This window comes from Faecalibacterium sp. Marseille-P9590, assembly GCF_017377665.1.
Classification (GTDB): domain Bacteria; phylum Bacillota; class Clostridia; order Oscillospirales; family Ruminococcaceae; genus Faecalibacterium.
Genome location: NZ_JAFREF010000016.1, coordinates 1 through 22,513, shown reverse-complemented (window position 1 = coordinate 22,513; position 22,513 = coordinate 1). Strand labels below are relative to the sequence as shown.

Genomic DNA, 22,513 nt, shown 5'->3' with positions numbered 1-22,513 from the left:
CACCTCGTTTTATACTCTTGCAGACAGCAGGCTGGCAGAGCCTGCCGCGCCGAAATACACTTTGCTTCCCGCCGGGCACACCGCCGTGCAGCCGTCCAGCTCTCTGCCTGAGAATGTCTGCTTCCAGCTTCCGTCGGCGGTGTCCACAGCCTCGGCGCAGGGGGCGTCCGCAGGCAGCTTGAACAGCTTCTTCTGGATGTTCTCACCGGCCCGCAGGGCGATGCCCCGCAGAAGGGTGCTGTCCGCGTGCTTTTCCAGCCAGCCGCTGCGGGTCCAGCGGTAGCTGATATAGAGGATGCCGTCCTCGTCCAGCGCCAATGCGCCGGGGTATCCCGGCAGGCCGGACACAAAGCTCCCGCAGTTTTTGCCGCCGGCGGTCAGCTCCCGGGCGTCGGCGTCCACACTCCAGACGCAGCGATTCCCGAGGTCGGAAACGTACAGCGTTCGGCCATCCTCCGAGAGGGCCAGACCAGCCGCACCGGCCACGCCGCCCAGCACCTGTTCCACCGTCCGGGCCGACGGGTCATACACATAGACGCAGCCCGTGCCGGTGTGGGCGATGAGCTCGGTGCGGAGAGCGCTTTCCAGCCCGTTTTTCGCAGCGGCTTCGGTGGACACGGCGAAATAGACCTTCCCGTCCGGGCCGGTCTCCACCGCCGACAGCACACCCAGCGGTGCGCCGTCGATTTGGGTCACCACCTGTTCCACTGAGGTTCCCCAGCTGTCATGCCGGGCACGGCAGAGCGCCCCGCCGGAGGACGTCACCACCGTCAGCCACAAGTCGCCGTCGGCGTCGAAGGCAAAGCTGGTCAACTCGCCCTCCACCGACAGGATGGCCGCGTAGTGTCCGCCGTCGGTGCGGACAAGGTCGCTCTGACGCTTTTTCATGGTTGCACCGTTGTAGGCAGCAGCGTAGACAAGGCCGTCCTGGGTACGGACGCAGTCCACGCCCAGATAGCCGCCCAGCTTCCAGCTGTCCTTGCTGTCGGCGGAGAGGGCCGTCTGCGCGGCGCCGGTGTCCTGCCGCACATCCGGGGCGGTGTAGGCTTTCGGCGGCGTGTCGATGGGCCGCAGCAGCAGGCCGTACGCCAGCGCCGCCAGCATCAGCAGGGCAAAGATGTTGCTGGCCACCCGGAAGCGGGTCATCAGAGCTTCCCGCTCGATGGCGGCCTGTGCTTCCAGCTGGGCCTTCCGGCGGGCAGCGGCGGCAGACGTGCGCTGGGCGCGGCGGAGCCACCGGTCCACAAAGAGGGCCACGTTCGGCCCCACCGTGATGGATGCAATGAAGAGGAGCAGTACCAGCTCTACGAATCCAATGCGCATGAACAGTTTTTCCTTTGTATTTGTCAGATTTCGGGGAAGTCTTTTATCATTGTAGTATAGCACACTTCGGCTTTTCTGCGCAAGATGAGGCCGAGCTTGACAGCTCCCGAAGCGGCCTCTTATAATCAGTGCAGACACGAAACGCACCCACTGGGATGTTTTCCCAAAAAATCTACTCAAACTTCACAAAAATTCCTAATTGATAGGGTATGATAGACTTAAACGCAGTATACAGTTCCGCCGGGCTGACTCTGAGCAGCCTCCGGCGCTTGGGAGATAGAAGCTTTTAGGAGGAATGCCTTATGGCAAAAATTCTTATCGTTGACGACGAGCCCCGCATCCGGGAGCTCATCCGGGAGAATTTACAGTATTCGGGCTACACCTGCGAGGAGGCAGGGGACGGCTCCGCCGCCCTGTCGCTGCTCACCGGCGGCGGCTACGATTTGGTCATCCTCGATTTGATGATGCCCTTTATGGACGGCATGACCTGCCTGCGGGAGATGCGCACCCGCCGCATCAATACCCCCGTCATCATCCTGACGGCCCGCGGCGAGGAGTACGACAAGCTGGCCGGCCTCGAGGGCGGCGCTGACGACTATGTGGTCAAACCCTTCTCCCCCCGGGAACTGGTGGCCCGTGTCAAGGCTGTGCTCAACCGCACCATGCCCCGCACCGAGGCTTCTGACAGCACCATGACCTTTGGGGAGCTGTCCATCGACACGGCCAGCCACACCGTCAAGGTCTCGGGCGAGGAAGTGAGCCTCACGCCCAAGGAGTTCGACCTGCTGGTCTTTCTGGCCTCCAACAAGGGAATCGCCCTCAGCCGCGAGAAGATCCTGCAGAAGGTGTGGAACTACGACTACTTCGGCGAGGACCGCACCGTAGACACCCACGTCAAGATGCTGCGCGGCCATCTGGGCAAGTGCCGCGGCTACATCGCCACTGTCTGGGGCATCGGCTACAAGTTCGACCCCGACGCGGCGCGTTAAGCGGAGGCTCTGCTCTTCATGCGGCAAACGAGCAAAACACGGCGCACCATCGGCATCCGGGGCCAGCTCATGGGCTTTCTGTGCTTCATCTGCCTTTTGCTGGTGGGACTGTTCTGGTTTCTGAGCACCCAGCTGCTGGAGCCCCTCTACACCACCCATATCCAGAAGCAGCTCACCGAGCAGGCTGAGGCCATCGTGGCCCGGATGGACGAGGCCATCGGGAAGGGCGAGACCCTCTCCTACTGGGCCTTCGGCAGCCGGCTGTACGTCAACAACACCTTCTTCAACGCGCTGCAGGACGACATCTTCGAGCTGGGCGGGATGAGCAGTTTCTGCATCGACATCTCCGACACCACCCTGCGGCAGATCTTCAAGGTGGATAACCTGTCCTACTGCAACCTTCACCGCACCCGCCCCACCGACACTGCCGACGAGCAGACCGCCTACACCACGGCCCGCGCCATGCGGCAGCTCTGCCGGGAGAGCGGCGGCACAGTGGTGCGGAAGATCAACCCGCCCACGCCCTCCGGCTCCGTCCAGCTGATGGTGGGCCGGATGACCTCCGACGGAAATTACACTGTGCTGGTGACTACCAGCCTGATGCATGTGGCCGAGGCCGGCAAGGTGCTCAGCACCGTCCTGCCGCTGGCTGCGGCCCTCATTTTCGCGTTCTCGATGTCGGCGGCATGGTTGTTCAGCGAGTGGTTCACAAAGCCTCTGCGGGCTCTCTCCGGGGCTGCGCGGCAGGTGGCACAGGGCAACTACGCCGTCCATGTGGACTCGGTGCGGAACGACGAGCTGGGCGACCTTGCTCAGGAGTTCAACCACATGGCAAAAGAGGTCCAGCACGCCTCCCAGATGCAGCGCGACCTGCTGGCCAACGTCTCCCACGACCTGCGCACCCCGCTCACCCTCATCAAGGGCTATGCCGAGACGGTGCGCGATTTGACCGGCGACAACAAGAAGCACCGCGACGAGCAGATGAACATCATCGTGGACGAGACCGACCGCCTGACGGCCCTTGTTTCCAGCGTCATGGAGCTGAGCAAGGTCACGAGCGGCGCACTCAAGTGCGAGAAGGTCCACTTCGACATGGGCCAGCTCTGCGACGAGGTGAGCGAGCGTTACGACGCCGTCTGCGCCCAGAACGGCTGGCAGCTCAAGCTGGAAATCCCCGACGAAGAACTGCCCGTCTGTGCCGACCCCGACATGATGCAGCGCGCTCTGCATAACCTTTTGGGCAACGCCATGCACCACATCGGCGAAGACGGCATCTTCGTGCTGCGGGCGCTCCGCTGCCCCGAGGGCGTCCGGGTGGAGGTAGAAGACCACGGCCCCGGCATCTCTGCCGAGGACCTGCCCTATATCTTCGACCGCTACTACCGCTCCCGCTCCGACGCAGGCAAGCAGGGGACCGGCCTCGGCCTCTCCATCACCAAAGCTATTTTCCAGCAGCACGGTTTCCGCTTCGGCGTCCACAGCACTGTGGGCAAAGGCACTGTGTTCTGGTTCATCATGACCGATACCGAAGATGCAACTGCACAATAAAGCTGCCGACATTTTGTCTTTTCTTCCAAAATCGTATTTCTCTCTTGATGTTTTTTTCTTCGACGCCTATAATCGAGTTGGATTCAATTTATTGCATCGTGTAATACAGGAGGAAAGAACATGAAGCCCTGTCCGCATTTTCTGAAAAGATTCGCAGTTCTGGCAGCTGCCTCACTGATTCTGAGCGCGGTCACTTTAAGTGCCAGTGCCGCAGCAGCTCCCGTAAAGTATGAAGAAAAGCGTTCCACTGTTACCACTGTCGATGGCGCACAGAAAAAGGAAGATCTGGCTGTGACCGTCGAATATCAGATCGGCTCCACCTCTATCCGGGCTTATACTGTAGAAAAGGATGAGGTCATCGGTGTATCAAAGGACATGTGGTCTCTTTATGGTGCCTTTACTTCTGATTGGATCACCGATGGCACCTATACCCTCTCTCAGCCGCTGAACAGTGTGGAACAGATCACTGTAAGCGTTCCTTACGGCGACACAGCCCGCACAAACGAGAGTTATTTTGTATTCCATGTTCCCGAAGGCACCGTCGTCACTACTCCTTCCTGGAGTTATGACATGGACCTTTATAAGGGCAAGACTATTGCAGATGTAAAAGCCGTAGTGGAAGCCGGTCAGGACCCCAATACCCTCATTGACACTGAGGACGATTACGACCCCTTCGAGACCGATGTTGAATATACCGACACTTCTGCAATTTATCACCTCCGTAAAGGTTACCTCTACCGCGTAAGCGTCAGCTCCACCGAAGAGTCTTTCCCTGTTCCGGAGAACTTCTATTTCTGTGTAGATTAAACAACGACCAAAAACAGGAGCGGAAAGCCGCAGGCTTTCCGCTCCTGTTTTTTCATGCCGCATTTTCTCTCTGGCAGTACACCACCACCCTCGCTTTTCCGCCGGGAGTACAGGTGTAGAGCACGAGAGGACAGCCGCCCTCCCGCAGGGCTTCGGGTTCTTCGGGCGAGACCTGCGCAGTCCGCTCCACAGTGTACACTGCCTCAGCGCCGTCCTGTGAAGTGAAACGCACCTCGTCGCCCTCGGAAAGGCTGCTCAGCCGCCCGAAGTGCGATTTGTAATTGTGAGCCGCGATGACAAGGTCTCCGCCCGCCGTACTGCCGCATTGACGGCAGGGCGAGACCTTGAGGTTCGCTTTGCTCCACTCGGTCTGCACCGGCAGCTCCAAGCCCAAAGCGGGAATCGTCAGCACCCCCAGATACTCCCGCTCGACGCTTGACGCCGGGGTTTCCGAAGCCGATTCCGATTCGGACTCTGCATCTTCCGTGGGCAGGCTTTCCGCGCTGTCTGCGGGCCGTTCTGCCTCCGACACTGCCGCAATGCTCTGGCTCTGGCGCAGCTGGCTCACCGCCGAAGCGGCCTGAGCGCCTGCCCTTGCATCCTCGAGCCGGTCGTAGACGTAGAGGCAGACCGCTGCCAGCACCAAGGCACTGCCCAGCATCAGGCAGAGCCGCTCCGGCACCAGCCTACGCATCGTGTCTGCGCTTCCGGCTCAGCCAGAGGCCCACCGCCACGAGGGCGATGCCCCCGCCTGCCAGCACCGGCACGGGCCAGAGCAGCTGGCCGGTCTGGATGAGGGTCCCCACCGGTTCCGGCTCCGCAGCCGGGATGACTTCATCCGGCATCTCTGCCGAGGGTGTCGGCGGGCGGATGACCGTTATCTCGCCCGGCTGGTCCACCGGCTTCGGGGTCGGCGTCGGCTTATCCGGCACATAGGGCGGCGTCACCGGTGGTGGAAGAGGGTCGGTGCTGCGGTAGCTGTTCTTGAAGAGCAGTTCCGTCTTCGCCCCGTCGTCCCCATCCCGCCGGACGGACACGTGTCCTTTCAGTTCACCGTCGGTGTCCCACGCCACCATGACTTTCAGGTAAAAGACGGTGTCGTCGTAGTCGGCCCGTTTCCGTCCGCCCGCATCCTGAGTGACCGTATACTCGTATATGCCGGGCGCGGTGTAGACGATGGTATCAAAAGTCTTCGTCAGGGTCTTGTCGTCGGCGTCGCGGCAGTCCCGGGCCGGAAAATCCAACTCAGCCTCGTCGTCACAGCCTTCCGGCATCGGCGCGCCGTCCAACGCGGTCAGCCGCACCGTCAGCGTCTCGTCAGCTGCCTCTCCGGTGCAGCGGACGGACGCCTCCAGTTCCAGCTCCGCCCGCTGGTCTGCGGCCAGAGCAGGCAGGGCAGCACTTACCGCAAGCGCTGCTGCCAGCAGGGCCGCTGCCATTTTCGGGAGCCTTCTCATGATAAGCTCTCCTCCTTTCCGTTTTGCAGGTCTGACATTGGTTCCATCCGGGCCAGCACCACCGTCCGCGCGTCGGTGTACTCCCCCGAGCAGGTAGCCATCGCCAGGAACTGCGCTCCTTCCGGCTCCTTTTCCAGCGCACGGAGGGCCTGTGCATCCATCTGAAGGGCATTCTCCTCCACAAAGGGGAGCAGCCCGCCTGCGTCCGAGCGCCACTTGCCCGGGGCAAAGATGGCCTGTTCCGACGCAGGCACCACAAGGCAGGCCAGCACTTCCAGCCGATAGCTCCCGCCGGGCAGCGTCAGGGTGCCGGTGGTGTTCTGGCGGAAGAATGCTCCGTCCTTGTATTTGTCGAGGTCGCCGAACATCCGCCCGTTCTCCATATGGTGGCCGTAGAGCAGGGAATACCGCCCGCTGAAGTCCGCGTCGCAGTCAACATCCAGAAAGATGCTGCCCGCCAGCGCAAAGCTGCCGTAGACGTCGGTGTTCAGATAGGTGAAATTGCTCTCGCCCTGCACCACCGGGTAGTCGATAGCCGTGCCGTCCAGCGTCAGCCACCCGCAGACATCGGGGTTGATGTCCCGCAGCTGGCCGAAGGAGAGGCTGTTGTCCTCCTGCGGCTGGGGCTTGAAGGCCAACAGCCCGGCCTGCACATTGTCGGCAGCGGCGTACACCCGGCTGTTGTCCCACAGCGCATAGCCCGACCAGACCACCGCCAGCAGCACCAGCAGGGCCGTCACCCCGTCCAGCAGGCCGTTCGCCGCCCGCAGGGCCATCTTCTGCCACCGGATGTTCCTCACCTCCCTTGCCTTATTTCCTCCGCGCTTACTTCTGATGGCGGCGGCGCAGGGTCAGCAGCAGCCCGACGCCCGCAGCACCCGTCAGGGTGAAGAGATAGGGTGCGCTGTCCAGCACCACACCGGCATCCACGGTGCCGCCCTTGGTGTTGGTGAAGTTCGCCTGCTCGACCGCCTCATCCACTTCGCCCTCGGTTCCAGTCTCCGTCGTCACATAGTCTGCGACCGGCGTCTCAGACACCTTGTACTCGACGCCGTAGGGCAGGTTCTCGATGTGGATGGTATCGCCGTCTTTCAGATAGAAAGTCGCTTCCGTCGTCTCGCCGGGCCTGATCTCGATCGAGGCGGGGTTTGCGTCATAGCTGCCGCCGGTGATGGCGTAGCTGTCCTGATAGGTCTTGCCCTCCTCGCCGGTCAGCTGCACCGTGAACTCGAAGTATTTGTCCTTATTGCCCATGATGCCCTCGACGTCCTTGTGGACTTCCAGCTTACCGGCAGAGTAGAGGTCGTCGAAGTCGTCCTTCTTGCCCTCGCCGGTGGACTCCGGATCCTCGGTGTGGACAGCGGCAATTCGGAGCTTGCCGTCCTGCTCGATGACCGTCACCCGCAGCAGGATGGCGTCGTCGTAGTAGGTCACGCCTGCGCTGTCGCCCGCCGCCTCATGGATGATGTAGGTGTAGACGCCCACGCTGTCGTACTTGGGCAGCTGAATTTCGATCTGCCTGGTCTTGTTCGCGCTGCCTGCTTCGCCCTGTGCGTAGGTCACGTCGCCGACAGACGGCATATAATCTGCGGCTTCAATGCCCTCCGATGCGTCGGTCACGGTATCCGGGTCGATCGTAAACGTAAAGGTCTCTTTCGGGGAGAGCGTACCCGTGTTGGCCAGCTCATAGTTTTTGGTGAGATACACCCGGGACATATCCTCATACGGAGGGCCTTGCACCTGTGCCGCAAAGGCGGGCATGACGTTGACGCCCATGGCCAGAGAGATGGAAAGCACACCTGCGAGAAGCTTTTCTACCTTGTTCTGTTTCATCCTAGAGTTCCTCCTATCTTGTCTTGTATGGTTTTTGGCGGCTCAGAGCCCCCGCCGCCGGATGAGGGTGATGACTTTTGCCTTGACCGCACTGCACTGCACCGGGCCGAAGTCACGGCTGTCCTCGGCCTGTGTGCGGCAGTCGCCCAGAATGAAGACGCTGTCCTCCGGCACAGCGTAGGGGTAGCTGAGCAGAGATTTGGGGTAGGTGGGGTAGAGGATGCCGCCGCCCTGTGCCGAGCCGTTGACCTCCACAACGCCGCTCTCGCTCAGGGTCACGATGTCCCCGCCCCGGGCCAGCACGCGGCCCACCCGCAGCGTTCCCGAGCGCTCATATACCACGACATCATTCTTGGCATAGTCTTTTTCCAGCCGGCAGCCCAGCACGAGGTCGCCGTCCTTCACGGCGGGAAACATCTCGCTGCCGGACGCCTGCGTCACCAGATACACCTGCGTCAGAAGCACCCAGAGCACGGCGGCGAACACCGCCAGCCGCACCGCCAGACTGCGCACTTCCCGCAGCAGGGGGCTTTTTTCCGGCTTCGCCGGTCCAGACAGGTTCGCTTCCGGCGTCCCGGGCGGGGCCTCCGGGGCAAGCGCCTCGTTTGGTTCCTTCACTCATCTTCCTCCTTTTTTCTGTTTTTGCAGCCCAGAACGGCCGCACCGGCACACAGCATCAGCGGCAGCCCGAAGAAGTCTGTCTCCACGCCGGTGTCCGGGTCTATATCGGCCAGAACGTAGTGGGCATAGAAATTGACGACGCCGTTTTCCAGCTCTTCGTCGGTGGGCTCATAGCCCTTTTCCCACTCGTCCTGCGATACCTTTTCCTTCGGGTCCGGCTCATCCGTCACCGAACCGGGGAGCTCTTTGTACCAGCCGTCGAAAACGTAGCGCGCACCGCCGATGTCGAGCTCTTTTTCGATGTCCGCCGTCGTCTCTTCCACCCGCTCGCCGCTCTGGTACTCGCGGCTTTCCCGGATGCTGTAGTCGTCCTCGCCCGGGGCGCGGACGTTGAACCGGGCCGTGAAGTTTTTCCTGCTCTTGACGCTGATGATGCAGTCGATGTGCTTATCCGGTTCTGTCCCGTTGTTGCGCGAGATCTTGTACGGCGTCACCACGATGCTCTCCAAATCTTCCTGCGTCAGCCCCGTGATGCCGGTCTGCTTCTCGATGGTGTCCTTATACTCGTCCCATATCTCATCGACGACCTCGTCCCAGTAGTCATCGCCCGGTTTCAGCGACCATGCGTCGCCAGTCGCGCCGCCCGGCCACGATACAACATAGTCTGACACATTTGTCAGGATGTTCTTGCCGTTATCTTCCCATGCCGCGCCGTAGGTCTTCACCTTGCCGACCCACTTGCACTCGCTGTTGTCCGGCGCCCACTGGCTGGGGTCATTGCTGCCGGGCAGACTGGTGGGGGTCTTGAGCAGGAAGACTGCCGCCAATTCCTCCTGAGTCCAATCGCCCCAGCCCGGTGCATCCTCATCAAGTTCGTCCGCAGGCAGGGCATTTTTATCCTCGGCTACGCTGTCGTCAGCCAAGTCGGCATCTTCCTCAGAGAATCTGTCTTTTTCGGGCTGTTCTGCCTCATCCAGAGGCGTTTCCTCCTCGACGGCGGGCCGTTCTTCCGACAGCTCCGGCAGAACGGCGATGTCTTCCTCCTCGTCTAAAACGGGCTCCTCCTGCTGGGCCTCATCGTCGGTGAAACAGGCGTAGAGGCTGCACTCGCTGTCCGCTTCCGGCCAGAGCGGTCCTTCATCCGGCATGAAGCGGATCGCCGTCCCTTCGTCGCCCCGGCTGTACCAGAAGCGGAAGCTCTTTCCCTCCACCTCCGGCTCTTCGGGCATCAGAAGCTCTTCGCCGCTGCCCACGATCTGTTCCGCGTAGGGCAGGCCGCCGTCGGCCTCGTCCGACTCGCTGAGCCAGAAGAGATAGGTCCTCTCAAAATGCTCGTCCGCTTTGACGGCCCCGCTGTCCGGAGTCGGCGTCTCGTCGGGCAGCCCGATGTCGTCGAGCCCGTCCACCACGACGGGGATGCCGCCTTCCGCGGGCAGAAGCACCGGCTCGTCTGTCCGGATGTCATCTTCTTCGTCCCCGGCAGGCTCGTCCTCTATTTCCTCGTCCCATGTCTGGTCCGGCACGCTGTCCGTCCGCTCCGGCCCCTCGGCAAATGCGGGCAGCAGACAGCCGCACAGCAGCACCAGCACGATGCACAGTGCTGCGGCGCGCAGTGTCAGCCGCCTCCGTTCCAGTCGATTCCGCATACAACAGCCCTCCTTCATTCTCGCTCCCGGCGGGGATGCCGCCCTTTGCGTTATCAGGATACCGTTTACCGGACACGAAGGATGTCATTGCGTGCCAGTGCAAAAAAATTTTGCGCATGAAAAAACCGCCGCCGGGGTCTTTCGACTCCGGCAGCGGTCTGCTGTCTCCGAATTTTCGGTTTTCAGGTGCGGGTGGTGGCTTCCATGCAGTGCTCTGAGGGGGCGTAATATTCCATCAGAGCAATGTAATTCTCGCAGTGGTGGCAGAACGCCGCCCGGATGGCGTCGTCGGGCGCGCTCTTCATTGCCACGAACATCAGGATGTACTTTGCAATGAGGCTCACAGCCTCGCTCTCGAGGTCATAGCAAAGACCCACCGCCAGGATCGGCACGACGATCTGCTGCGCACGGATGGGGATATTCTCCGCATCGACCCGCTTGAGCACGGCACGGCTCATGGTGGATGCCGCCCAGACGGCGCGGGAGATCTTCCAGTAATCCATATTCTTCAGATGGGTGAGGGTGCGCAGCCGCTGGATGACCTCGCCATCGTCCAGAACTTTGTTCTGCGTGACCTCCTTCTCCGAGCGGATGAAGGCGCACTGTATCATGTCCATCAGGGCGGCTTCGTACTTCTCATGGTAGTTCTCGCGGGAGATAAAGTACTCCTCCATGCTGAGCATGACTTCGTTCGTCTCTTTGTCGGTCGCCAGCCAGCTGAAGTCCAGCGGCGTCGGGCCGAAATCATTCTTGCCCATCTCGTTCAGGTCTTCCAGCTCTTCCTCGTTCCGGGTGGAGGGAAGGAAGCGGTCGTTGCCGTTCCGGTGGAAGCTCCACTCTTCGGGCAGAAGATGCGGCACGATGTCGCCGCTGGAGATGATGTTGAAGATGTTGCTCTCGCCCCAGCTCTCTTTCAGGCTGCCGTCGGCGTTGTGGTTGTTGTCGTAGTCCTGCTGCAAGTCGGGGTAGTCCTGCGGGCCGAGGGCTACCGGTGTCGCAAAGGTGTAGACGAAGACATTCTCCCGTTCCAGTCCGGGCAGCTCCTTGTTGACACGGGCAGCGAGAAGGTTCGCCACTGCCGCACCGCGGCTGTAGCCGCCCATCCAGAGCTTGACGACGCCCAGCTCTCCCTTTTGCTGAGCTGCCGCCAGATAGTTCTTCAAATCGGCAAACACCTCATGCACCGGGATGATGAAGCCGCTGTGGGCGTGGCCCGCGCCGGTGTGCAGATTGCTCACCCACTCGCCGCCGTAGCCGCCGCCGCGCAGGATGAGCGCCACGATGGTGGTGCGCTTCCCGTTCAGGGTGATGGTCTTGCGGGCCGTGGACCAGCCCACGAAGTCGCCCGCCTTGCCCACATCGACATCATAATAGCGGTATTTCACGTCGCCGAATCCCAGCTTGGTATAGGCTGCATCGAGGCTGTTCTCGCGGCCCACGTCCCCGTTGGCCCAGTATTTCGCATCGCTGGCCCATGTATTGAAAGCAGCCGTCACCATGCCCAGCGTCGCCAGTGCCAGCTGGTGGTCGTACTGGATGGAGGTGTGCGCAAAAAAACTGTCGCTGTAGTAATATTCGTGCTCGATGTCCATCTGGCTCAGCTCGCTGCGGAAGGACATTGTATAATTGCCCGCCGGGACTGCCCGGCCCACCGTCTGGCTTTTTGCCGCTGCCTCAGCCCGGGGCAGTGCCAGCCCGGGCGCAAGAGCTGCACTGCAAACCAGCGCTTTACAGAAATCACGTCGTTTCATGGTCTTTCCCCCTTGCTGCTTTCATAAACCTCTGACATTTCTATCGTATAGGTGGTTTGCTATAGTATACCGTATTTTTCCAGCGGATTCAATCATCAACTCTGCCGATTGGGTATGTAAAAACCGGACAGCATCACTGCTGCCCGGTCATTTTCGTATTCTCAGAGAAGCTGCGGGTCCATCTGGCGGCAAAAGTCCACGATGTGGCGGAACATCTGCTCGACCGCCGGAGCCATCGCCGTGGGGCGCTGGACAGCCAGACCCACCACCCGGTACTCTTCCGGCTCGATAGGGTAGATCTTGACCGCCGCCGTGCAGCTGCGCAGCAGCATCCGGGGCATGATGGAGATGCCGAGGCCCGCCTCCACCATGGCGATGTTGGACTGGTCGTCGATGACGTGGCAGCGGCGCTCGGTGGAGATGGAGTATTTCTTGAGGAACTGGCGCATCTCGGCGTCGGTAGCGTCGCACTGGACGACAAAGCTCTGGCCGTTCATCAGCTCCGGCGTCATAATGCCGTTTGGCGGTTCGGGCCAGTCCTGCGGTACGATGCAGAGCAGCGGCTCACGGAACAGCTCGGTCAGGTTGAACTCTTCGCGGCAGGTGGCGGACAGGAAGGCCAGGTCCACCTGACCGGTGCGCAGCCACTCCTTCACATCGTCGTAAGTACCCTGATAGACCTCGACTTCGATCTGGGGGTAGCTTGCCATGAAGCTCTTGAGGATCTGGGGCAGCAGGCCGGCGCAGACCGAGTTGAATGCACCCAGCTTCACCTTGCCCTTTTCCAGGCCGTTGAGGCGGGCGATGCTCTGCTGCAGGGCCTCGTCGCTGTTGAGCACCGCCCGGATGGACGGGTAGAGCGAAGCGCCATAGCTGGTCATGGTCACGCCGTTTTTGCCGCGGTTGAATAAGGTAAAACCAAGCTCAGCCTCCATCACCGCGATGGCATGGCTGATGGCAGAGGGGGTCAGATGCAGCTGCTGAGCCGCTTTGTTAAAGCTGCCCTGACGCGCGACTGCATCGAAAATTTCGTAAGAAAACAGCGTCATGTCCCTAGCCTCCTTCCGTTTTTCAGTTCGGAGACGCCCGTTCTTCTGTGAATCTTTTTCACCTTGAGGATGTCTTGCATCAATTTTCTTTTTGAGTGTACTATCCTATCTCCGCTTTGTCAAGCATCCAAACCTTAATTTTGGACGTTGAGCCAAATTTCTGCTTTTGAAACGCCATTTATAAGGTATATTGCGCCCTTTTCCGTTCCAGTATTTTCCTGTTTTGAACAAAAAGACCGTCAGCCCTCCATCCCGGAAAGCCGTCGGTCTTCTGCGTTCTACAGATGTTTTTACTCGAGCACCAGCAGCAGGCTCATCTTGATGCGGCCCTGCGCCGTGACGCCGTGGAGACCGTTCTTGTCGAGGCGGAAGCTCTCGCCTGCGTTCAGCTCATAATTCTTCATGAATCTTCTTCATTTTTGTACCTCTGACCTCTAAAATTTTTGAAAAAATCAGATGATTTTTGATCCATGACTTGGTGGCGATTTGAGTGACCACAAAGGTATATTTGATATATAGGAAGAAGAATGCCCACTCGTCTGAGGAGTTCTCAGGGGAGTGGGCATTTCTGCGCAGGTGGTTAATATAATTTCGATTATGATAATTCAAATTATATTAACTAAACCATAAAAAACATAAAAGCGAACTTTTCTATTCTTTCACAAACCTGTAAACACCAAATTGTTCTTTTTTTACAAATCCGTACTCTCTCATTTGACGAACTACCACACGTGCCCTTGCCTCTTTTACTTCAAATACATTTTCAACATTATTTGTGTTGAATGTATATCGGTAGCCATATTTTTTGAACAATTTTGTAATTTTCACTTTTGTGCTATTAGCTAGTGGGAGTGTATCAACCATTTTACTGAAATCCGCAATTTCTTTATCTCGTTTAGCTTCTGCCTGCATCAAAGTCGATACTTTTTCCTTGGAAGTCGATACATCAAGTGGTGAGGTCGATACTTTTTTCTCAGAAGTCGATACTTTTGCAGGCTGAGCCTCCACACTTTCCATACTGACCTGTGCCGGAGTCGCCACACTTCTATTCGGCAGCGTAACGATAAAGAAATCTGAATCCGAGTAGAAAGTCGGCTTCTGAGCCGCTTCCACATAAGAGTTCAGGATGCGGTCAATGCCGCTGCCACGGCGCTCCATAAAGCCAAGCCGCGAGAACACATCCGAGATCACCTGATTTCGCCGCATAGACGGAATGTGCCGGATATCCATATCCTGCACCCTGCGGCCATTCATCATGCCGCCCGGCGAAGTGATTTCCAGCCGATCATCGAACACTTCTACATGAATCTCCGAACCAAGAATCTGATAATTCCGATGAATCAGCGCATTGACCAGCACCTCACGAACGGCTTTATAAGGGTAATCACTGCGTTCTTCACGGGTCATACCACGGATTTTTGCTGTTGTTGCGAACAAAATCTTCCGCATTTTGCAGCAGCGTGATCAGACTTGCACCCTGAAATTTCTTGTCATCCAGAGCATCTTCTTCAATGCTGCCTTTGTAGTTGCCTTTCCAGCGGGTGCAGAAAATGCGTGACTGCGTAAAGATGGTATCACCTACTTTTCTGTATCGTTGGATCAGAGATTATGATACCTCATTCAAAGCTCTGACCCCACCATTTTATGCCGTCACATGGACAGCATTTTCCCGGACGGCATCAATGGTTTCCATCAGTTCACTGCCTGTTTTGCCATCAAACAGGCGGGTAAACAGAATGGGCTGGTCAAAGGGAGGTTTCATCAGAACCGCTTTGCTCTCCACATAACCGTTCTGCTCGATGTAATGAATGACCTTCTGCACGAATGCGATCTGCTTTGCATTCAGTGATTCGTCGTTGATAAATTTAGAAAATGCCTTCATGGCAGCGTCGTGATCCAGCTTTGCCACTTTGCGCACCAGCAGACCAAAGGGTGTATCCCGAAACTCCCGTGCGTAGTCCTCTTTGCTGCCCAGCTCACAGGTTAAGATATGTTCCAGCTCGGTGTAGTCACCCCGGGAAAGCGGAATGTTCTGGGTCAGTTTGTGGATAGCCAGCGTGTCGATGCGGTGCTCCATGATGTATCGGTTCACACGTTCCCGGTACTCGCCGAAATCATAGCCGGAATCCAGCGTTTTTCCCTGGGTCTGTTCCAGTACCGGGTCGGCAAGGGCGGTGTAGACAGGCTTTTGCCCTTCTACACCGTCCACCAGAAACTTGATAAGCTCCCGCAGCTCCTGCCGCATTTCCTCAAAGCGGAGCAGATCATGCGAGGTCAAAAATTCGTCCGTCTGCACCTCCCGGATGAAGGGCAGCTTTGCCTGCACCTGCGGGATGGTAGCTTTCCCTTCCAGCATTGCCACTGTGCTGCGCAGCTGTTTCTGGGCGCGGCCCAGCCCCGGCAGACCCTCCAGCTCACAGAGCAGCAAGCCATACACAAAGTTATCGAACCGCTTGGCGGCCTCGTCCTTATCGTCCAGCGAGATGAGCGGTGCCACCTCTTTCATCAGAGTACCCTTGTCCGTTTCGGTCAGGCTGACAAAGGCTTCCGGCTTTTGATAGTGTTCCACGGCCTGTCGGTGCAGCCGTACGGATACCAGCTCCGGGTTCAGCGCTCCTACTTCGGCACGGCAGGTCTCTGTTAAAATTTTGCGCCAGTTCTGGTATTTTTCGTCCCCATAGGCTCCATCCTGCAGCGCGGCGGCAATGCGCACCTGCTTGCAGAAAATGCTCTCGGACAGGCTTTTGGTGTCCGCGCCCTCGTAGCCGTTGGGTTTCTGACGGAAAAACTCAAAGTTGCCGCAGTAGTCGAAGATCAGAAACCGCCGTTTGCCCGTATATTCGCCGTCGATGGCATCCACGCAGGCAAGGGATGGGCAGAGCCGTGTACCACGGCCGATCATCTGCCAGAACTTCGTTTTGCTGCGCACTTTTTTGAAAAACACCAGATTCACGCACTCCGGTACATCGATGCCCGTATCCATCATATCCACCGAGACCGCAATAAACGGCGGCTTATCCGGCTGTTTGAAATCGTCAATGATGGACTGCGCATAGGTGTCGTCGCAGACCACCCGCTGGATGAATCCCGGGTACTGGGTCTCCAGCTGCGGGTAGAGCTTGCCAAAGCGTTCCCGGATAAACTCCGCGTGGCGCTTGTTCTGGGCAAAGATGATGGTCTTGCCGATGCGGTCGCCGCCCGCCGTCTGGATGCCGCGTTCCATCAGGTCTTGCAGCACCGTGTCCACGGTGTTGGCGTTGAAGATGAACTTATTCAGCTTTTCGGATGGGATAAAGGTGGGCAGGGTGTCGTCCTCGGCAAAATCGTCCTCGTAGCGGGCCTTATCCTCCGGTGAAAGCTGGTCGTAGTGGATGCCCTCTTCTGTGAATTTCGTCTTGACCTCGTAGTTGTAGTAAGGCACCAGCACATGGTCGGTGTAGACCGCCGTATCGTAATCGTAGGCGTAGGTGGGGATGCCGTGTTCCATCTCGAAAAAGTCGTAGGTGTTGCGGTCCACGTCGGTTTTCGGGGTGGCGGTCAGACCCACCAGAATCGCATCGAAATAATCAAAAATGGCGCGGTATTTCTTGAAAATGCTGCGGTGGCTTTCGTCCACGATGATAAGGTCAAAGTGGGCAGGCGAAAACAGCGGTACGCCGTCCTTGGTCTTGGCGTTGTCGATGGCGTTGAGCATGGTGGGATAGGTGGAAAACACGATGCGCGCGGCCTTATCGTCCTTGGAGGAGCAGAGGTTGCACAGCGACTGGTCCGGCAGATACTTTTTGAAGTCGTCCTTTGCCTGCTTGACCAGCGCGGTGCGGTCGGCCAGAAAAAGCACGTTGGTCACATGACCGCCCCGGCTCAGCACATCGGTCAGGCTGGATGCGGTGCGAGTCTTGCCTGTGCCTGTTGCCATGACCAGCAGATTGCGCCGGAAGCCCTGCGTAATATGGGCGCAGACAGCCCGGATGGCGTTTTTCTGGTAGTAGCGGTCGGTGATTTTGTCGTCAATTTCGATGGTGTCCAGCGACTTTTTCTCGGTGCGGCGGTTCATCAGCTTCTGCAAGTCGTCCTTGCAGAACACCCCGCTCACGGCACGCTGCGGGCCGCTCTGCTCATCCCAGAAATAGGTGGTGTAGCCGTTGGTGGTAAACAGCATCGGACGGCGGCCAAACTTCTGCTCCAGACAGTCTGCATAAAGCTGAGCCTGCTTGCGCCCGATGTTGGGGTCTTTGGTGCTGCGCTTGGCTTCAATGACCGCCAGCGGCAAGCCGTCCTTGCCCATCAGCACATAGTCTGCATAACCCTTCTGCCCCAGCACACCGTTCATGTTGTCCACTTCGTACTCGGTGCGCACATCAGCGGCCGGCCCGGTGAATTTCCAGCCCATGGCCTTGAGGTCGATGTCGATGATCTTCTGCCGCGTCTCGGCCTCGGTCAGGTCGGCGGCGGTGAAGCTGCGGCTCTGCTGGTTCTGCTGTTTACTGGCTGTGTACGCCGCCGAAAGGCTCTCCACCTGCTTGCGCAAGGCTTCCAGTTCGGCATCCTTCTGGGACAGTAAACTTTCCTGCTCCCGGATCTTCTTTTCGTCCAGTGCTACCTTTTCGCCGGGGATGGCTGTTTCGTCAAAGGAGCGCTCCACATAGTCCGTGCCGTAGCAGTAATCCACCCACTGGATAAAATCAAACAGCCCCCGCAGGCTGAACACTGCATCCGCTGCCGACACACTATGCCCCGTATGTACCGCCAGATTGCCCGCCTTCACGATGCTGGGCAGCACGCTCCACACATCCCGGTCCACCGCGAACCGGAAGCTCGGCTCGTGCAGAAGGGATTGCAGGTTGTCCTTGTAGGGCATCGTGATGGTTTTATCTGCCGCATACACCCACTTCACCGCCAGCTCCAACGCCTTCCGGCACCCCACCGCGCACATCGCCGGAGAGGTGGAGAACACTTTCTCGGCCTCGATGGCAGAATTAGCGAAGAGGGAGTATGCGGGTCGGGTGGAGAGATAGGAGAAGTTGGACATGGGAGGGCTCCTTTCTATTTAGAATAATTCTCATTCAAATATTGCATTCGTTTTTTCGGAGTTCTTGTTGTGTAAAAATTTCCTGCTGTATCTTGAACAAAAAGCGTAATTTTTGAATTACCTGACGTTTTACACTGGTCTTTTAGTACCTGAATAAATTCTTCTTTTTTCCATGTTATGATTTTAGATTCTTCTATGTCCAAAACCACCGGTCTCCTCGTGTTTATCATTTCTGTTTCATCCGGAAACGAAACCACAAAAAAGCCCTCGTTAAAACTCATCCCATATCGATTTATTATAATTTTACGATTTCCAACATTGGAAATCTCAAGTTCCACATACGATTCTTTTGAAGTCTTGTTTGTCAAAATCACATTATCTCGAAATTTTATTTTAAGTCTTTTTTTATTGCTATATCTTGTTTGCCACAATGCAACAACTACCGCCGCCGTTGTTGCTATTGCGCTAGCCGCTTGCCAAAATAATGCCCAGTTAAAGCATACTTCTTTTGTTTCCACTTCAATACTCCAATAAAATTATATTCATATTCATCTCAAATCAAGAACTCTTTCGATTTTTTGTTTTTTCTTTTCAATCATATTTGCAATAAATTCTTCGTATGTCTCATCCGGGTAAAGAGGATTAACTTTTTCCTCTCGTTGAGGAACAATTACGGATATAATCTCTGCAAGGCCACGAACAGCTTCTCCGATTCCAGATGCAGTCTTATATGTTGTTATTGTCGGTTTTATATTTTTATAGAGCGTATTTAGTTGATTGAGGTGCTCCTGCAACTTAAGTGGCTCACCCGTTGCAGGAAACATATGTTGATTTCTCCGCTTAAGAATACCACTGAGTTCTTGTTCATCAACTAGTTCATCGGAAGTTCCTCTTCTAATATAAATAGCTGCTTTTTTTATCGATGTACCTTCTTTGTGAGAAATAAACGGCAAGAATTCCGGGGTGTCTTCCACAACTAACATCTGGAAATTTTTCCCGTTGAGTGCCTCATATTCAGAGGATTGATAAGTAAAATCATATATCTCATATTTAAGATTGGTTGAGATATATGCCTTCACCTCGGCTTCGACTTGTTCTTTTGCGTGTAAAGATTGCAATCCTTCACAAGAAAATGTTTTGTCATCGTTCTCTTGCACGCCAAAAACCACAACGCCACCGCCGTAATTGGCAAGCGCAAGCATAAGCTTTGCTAGCTTGTCTTTACAAATCCATTCTCTCTTAAAGTCGATTGCATTATGTTCACCTGTTTGATTTTGTAAAAACTCTCTGAAATTATCTAATGTCGGTTCTTGAAGCAATTTATAAACGATGTCTTTTATCTGTTTTGGAAATGCCATACGGATCACCTCACATCTTTTTCTTTCATTATACCGCTAAAATCCGCTGTTGCACACACTTTTACCCAAAATATTCCTGCATCAGCGCCTTTTTCATCAGTTCCAGCTTTTCAAGGCTCTGCTGTACGGTCTGCTTCTGCTGGTCTACGTGCTTTACAAAAGTGGCAAAATCATCTTGAAGTTTTTTAGGCGGCAAAATAACATTTATTTTCTTCAACATCGTAATCGATAAGTATGCCACTGTCGAGCCAGCTTGCAGACTTTCAATTTGTTTTTGGATATATGGTTGCGCAAACAAATATGAAATATAAATACTTGAAACTTTCGGACTAAAATTGGAGAGCCAGCTAATCATGCCATCTTGAAAATAGAATTCATCATCCGATTGAACGATATAACACTTTCCAAGAGTTCCTCTTGAAGTTATAAGAATATCATTTTCTGTGGGTGTTAGCTCTTTATACAAAAGCTGTTCGTATCGTTCAAGAGGAATAAATGTCGAACATGAATATTTTCCCGTATCAATCAGCTCGTTCAAGTCCGCCACTTTTAAGAAAGGAATACCACTTATACTTTGTTCTTCTTGATAAATTCGTTTACTCGACCCAACATCGCAAAGTTCACATAAGTGATACACCTGAAATTCTTTGGGATTAAACTCAAAATCTCCAAACATCTCCACAAATCGTGCCTTTACCAGCTCGTCCAGTTTGGAAAGTTGTTTTTTTCGAGCTAGAATTAAATCCGAAAGTTTATTTAATGTACTTACGACCTTTTCTTGTTCTTCTAATGGGCTAACCTTGATTTCTATATTTTGCAATCTCGATTTTTTTACTGATGGAACAGTTGTTGATTCTGAATAGTCGCTTAAATTCAGATTTTGTAGCCAATAAAACAAATATTCATCATTTAATCGACTATTTTGTGCTTTTATTCCCATCACATTGTTATCAACCAAGCATTCGCAACTAGTAATAGCTCGTCTATTTAGTTTTAGCGCTTCTCCTATTTTAGCAAATACAATGGTCTTAGGGGGAAGTATACTTCCTTTTAATTTTTGAACTACCTCTTCGTCAACATAGTTTGCACATATTTTAAGTTCTCGATTGCCTTCCAAAACATTTTTTGAAATATCTCCAACTTTATAAAACGGATACTTCCCAGTCACTCTCCCCTGATATTCATTTGGGAAACCTGTTCCTGCATAAAAATCACAAACCTCTCCCAACTTCGCCATCACACCATCTCCTCCAACTCTGCCAGACCCTTGGTGATCTCCATTTCCAGCTCATGCAGGTCGGCAAGGATCTCCGTAGTCGAGGGATACTCCACCGGCACATACTCGGTCTCTTTGTACTTATTGATGGACAGATCATACCCGTTGGCGGCAATTTCTTCTTTGGGCACAAAGAAGCTCTGCTCGGTGCGCTTGCGGTCAGTTTCGGCGTTGAGGTTATGGAACCGGGCGATGATGTCCGGGATGTCGTTTTCCTTCACCTCGGTGCGCTTGTCGTCCAGCGAGAAGCCGTCGGCTTTCATATCGTAGAACCACACCCTGTCGGTGCCGCCCGCGCCGGTCTTGGTAAACATCAGCACCGCTGTGGACACGCCTGCGTAGGGCTTGAACACGCCGGAGGGCATGGAAATGACCGCCCGCAGCTGGTGGTTTTCAATCAGTTCTTTTCGGATGCTCTGGTGCGCTTTGCTGGAACCGAACAAAACGCCGTCCGGTACGATGCAGGCGCAGCGCCCGCCGGTTTTGAGCATCCGCAGGAAGAGCGCAAGGAACAGAAGTTCCGTCTTTTTGGTGTTGGTGACGGCTTTCAGGTCGTCGTTGATGCTCTCGGCATCCACAGTGCCCTTGAACGGCGGGTTTGCAAGGCAAATGGTGTACTTGCTGCAAATGGAGTTTTGCTTCGACACGCTGTCCTTGTAGTCGATTTCCGGGTTCGTGATGGAGTGGAGCATCAGGTTCATGGCCGAAATGCGCAGCATGGTGCGGTCTGTGTCAAAGCCGGTGAACATCGGGCCGGCAAAATGCTGCCACTGCTCCGGGGTCATGCTGTCCTCGTAGTGGGCGCGGAGGTACTGCGCGCTGGACACCAGAAAGCCCGCCGTGCCGCAGGCGGGGTCGCAGATAAAGTCGTCTGGCGTGGGCTGCACCAGTTCCACCATCATGTCGCGGATGTGCTTGGGCGTGCGGAACTGGCCGTTCTGCCCTGCTGTTGCCAGCTTGCCCAGCATATACTCATACAGGTCGCCCTGCATATCAAGGTCGGCGATGTCGTGGGTGTAGAGATCCTCCAGCCCGGTGATGATCTTTTGCAGCACCTGCGGCGTGGGGATCAGGAACATGGCATCGTCCATGTACCGCGCAAAGGCGGTGTTGCCCTCATCCGGGCGGGTGGGGTCGTCCTCGATCTCCACCAGCTCGCCGTTTGCGTCAAAGTCCGGCAGACGGCCATACTTCATCTTTTTGATGGCCGGGAACACCCGCTGCTGCATGGTCAGGAAAATTTCGCGGGAGTCCTTGTCCTTGAAGCGGCTCCACCGCATAGACTGTCCTGCTTCGCTGGCCGGGAAGATGTGCTCCATCTTTTCGCCTGCCATGTTCTCAAAATCTTCGGTGGCAAGCTCTTTCTCGTCCAGTGACCGGATGAACATGAGATAGGTCAGCTGTTCAATGACGGTCAGCGGATTGGTGATGCCGCCTGCCCAGATGTCCGTCCAGATCTTGTCTACCTTATTTTTAATGGCTCCTGTCACCATGCGTTCCTCCTGAATGTTTGCCAATCGCAAACGCTTTGTATCTTGGATTTTTGGTGATAATATCACAATTTTATTATAGCAGTGTACGATTGCATTTTCAATGTAGAGTGTTTAGCGGAAGTGCTTTTCTTCAAAACGGTAAAGTTGATTTTGTCTGCTTTGCCGTTTTTTCTTCACATCTGGACTCCAACATGCCTTTGTGCTATTCAGCGATTCCATCGTGCAGCCTGCGCCGGGACGGCGCAGATTTGAAAGGGTTTGGGATTTCCCAACAAGCCTTTTGCAACGCAAAATGGTCTTTGTATATACGAAGACACTGCTTGCTGGTACAAT

The 22,513-nt window shown here is 55.8% G+C and carries 19 protein-coding genes; 3 read left to right on the top strand and 16 right to left on the bottom strand.

Annotation, left to right across the window (positions count from 1 at the left end):
• Nucleotides 1-9 precede the first annotated feature (9 nt).
• Nucleotides 10-1,323, bottom strand: a complete 1,314-nt coding sequence (locus tag J3349_RS13135) for an SMP-30/gluconolactonase/LRE family protein (RefSeq protein ID WP_207677719.1) — start codon at nt 1,321-1,323, stop codon at nt 10-12.
• Nucleotides 1,324-1,625: 302 nt separating this feature from the next.
• Between J3349_RS13135 and J3349_RS13130 the strand changes: the two genes are divergently transcribed.
• From J3349_RS13130 to J3349_RS13120, 3 genes are all read left to right on the top strand, one after another.
• Nucleotides 1,626-2,312: a response regulator transcription factor gene (locus tag J3349_RS13130; RefSeq protein WP_149795128.1), complete on the top strand. Its 687-nt coding sequence runs from the start codon at nt 1,626-1,628 to the stop codon at nt 2,310-2,312.
• A gap of 18 nt (nt 2,313-2,330) precedes the next feature.
• On the top strand, nt 2,331-3,860 hold the full coding sequence (locus J3349_RS13125; RefSeq protein WP_158395866.1) for a HAMP domain-containing sensor histidine kinase: 1,530 nt from the start codon (nt 2,331-2,333) through the stop codon (nt 3,858-3,860).
• 120 nt (nt 3,861-3,980) lie between these two features.
• Complete coding sequence (locus J3349_RS13120) at nt 3,981-4,667, top strand: hypothetical protein (protein WP_207677718.1); 687 nt, start codon at nt 3,981-3,983, stop codon at nt 4,665-4,667.
• Nucleotides 4,668-4,719: 52 nt separating this feature from the next.
• On the opposite strand, the gene J3349_RS13115 is transcribed toward J3349_RS13120, so the two are convergent.
• The 15 genes from J3349_RS13115 to J3349_RS13040 all read right to left on the bottom strand — a co-directional run.
• On the bottom strand, nt 4,720-5,361 hold the full coding sequence (locus tag J3349_RS13115) for a sortase (protein WP_207677717.1): 642 nt from the start codon (nt 5,359-5,361) through the stop codon (nt 4,720-4,722).
• Entirely contained in the window at nt 5,354-6,124 is a 771-nt protein-coding gene (locus J3349_RS13110; protein WP_207677716.1) for an FctA domain-containing protein, read from the bottom strand. The genes J3349_RS13115 and J3349_RS13110 overlap by 8 nt, the downstream gene beginning before the upstream one ends.
• A complete protein-coding gene (locus tag J3349_RS13105) occupies nt 6,121-6,924 on the bottom strand; it encodes a class B sortase (RefSeq protein WP_256276015.1) in 804 nt (267 codons plus the stop codon). Before J3349_RS13105 ends, J3349_RS13110 begins: the two co-directional genes overlap by 4 nt.
• Before the next feature lie 25 nt (nt 6,925-6,949).
• Nucleotides 6,950-7,957 (bottom strand): FctA domain-containing protein, encoded by a 1,008-nt coding sequence (locus J3349_RS13100; protein ID WP_207677715.1) that lies wholly within the window; start codon nt 7,955-7,957, stop codon nt 6,950-6,952.
• A gap of 42 nt (nt 7,958-7,999) precedes the next feature.
• Nucleotides 8,000-8,575, bottom strand: a complete 576-nt coding sequence (gene lepB, locus J3349_RS13095; protein ID WP_347565015.1) for a signal peptidase I — start codon at nt 8,573-8,575, stop codon at nt 8,000-8,002.
• Entirely contained in the window at nt 8,572-10,224 is a 1,653-nt protein-coding gene (locus tag J3349_RS13090; protein WP_207677714.1) for a hypothetical protein, read from the bottom strand. The genes lepB and J3349_RS13090 overlap by 4 nt, the downstream gene beginning before the upstream one ends.
• Before the next feature lie 182 nt (nt 10,225-10,406).
• Nucleotides 10,407-11,975: a lipase gene (locus tag J3349_RS13085; RefSeq protein ID WP_207677713.1), complete on the bottom strand. Its 1,569-nt coding sequence runs from the start codon at nt 11,973-11,975 to the stop codon at nt 10,407-10,409.
• A 161-nt stretch (nt 11,976-12,136) separates the two neighbouring features.
• The gene (locus tag J3349_RS13080) at nt 12,137-13,024 is read right to left on the bottom strand and encodes a LysR family transcriptional regulator (RefSeq protein ID WP_158395855.1); all 888 of its coding nucleotides are present in this window, start codon (nt 13,022-13,024) and stop codon (nt 12,137-12,139) included.
• Between the two features lie 651 nt (nt 13,025-13,675).
• Nucleotides 13,676-14,431: an ATP-binding protein gene (locus J3349_RS13070; RefSeq protein WP_242699656.1), complete on the bottom strand. Its 756-nt coding sequence runs from the start codon at nt 14,429-14,431 to the stop codon at nt 13,676-13,678.
• Between the two features lie 235 nt (nt 14,432-14,666).
• Nucleotides 14,667-18,053, bottom strand: coding sequence for a DEAD/DEAH box helicase family protein (locus J3349_RS13065; RefSeq protein ID WP_207677712.1), 3,387 nt, complete (start codon nt 18,051-18,053; stop codon nt 14,667-14,669).
• Nucleotides 18,054-18,067: 14 nt separating this feature from the next.
• Nucleotides 18,068-18,571 carry a hypothetical protein gene (locus J3349_RS13060; protein ID WP_207677711.1) on the bottom strand — a complete coding sequence of 168 codons (504 nt, stop codon included), beginning with the start codon at nt 18,569-18,571 and terminating at the stop codon, nt 18,068-18,070.
• Nucleotides 18,572-18,601: 30 nt separating this feature from the next.
• Nucleotides 18,602-19,411 (bottom strand): RNA-binding domain-containing protein, encoded by an 810-nt coding sequence (locus J3349_RS13055; protein ID WP_207677710.1) that lies wholly within the window; start codon nt 19,409-19,411, stop codon nt 18,602-18,604.
• A 61-nt stretch (nt 19,412-19,472) separates the two neighbouring features.
• Nucleotides 19,473-20,648 carry a restriction endonuclease subunit S gene (locus J3349_RS13050; protein WP_207677709.1) on the bottom strand — a complete coding sequence of 392 codons (1,176 nt, stop codon included), beginning with the start codon at nt 20,646-20,648 and terminating at the stop codon, nt 19,473-19,475.
• Nucleotides 20,648-22,180, bottom strand: coding sequence for a class I SAM-dependent DNA methyltransferase (locus J3349_RS13045; RefSeq protein ID WP_207677740.1), 1,533 nt, complete (start codon nt 22,178-22,180; stop codon nt 20,648-20,650). Before J3349_RS13045 ends, J3349_RS13050 begins: the two co-directional genes overlap by 1 nt.
• Before the next feature lie 111 nt (nt 22,181-22,291).
• Nucleotides 22,292-22,513: hypothetical protein (locus J3349_RS13040; protein ID WP_207677708.1), on the bottom strand; the 222-nt coding region annotated here is incomplete at its 5' end.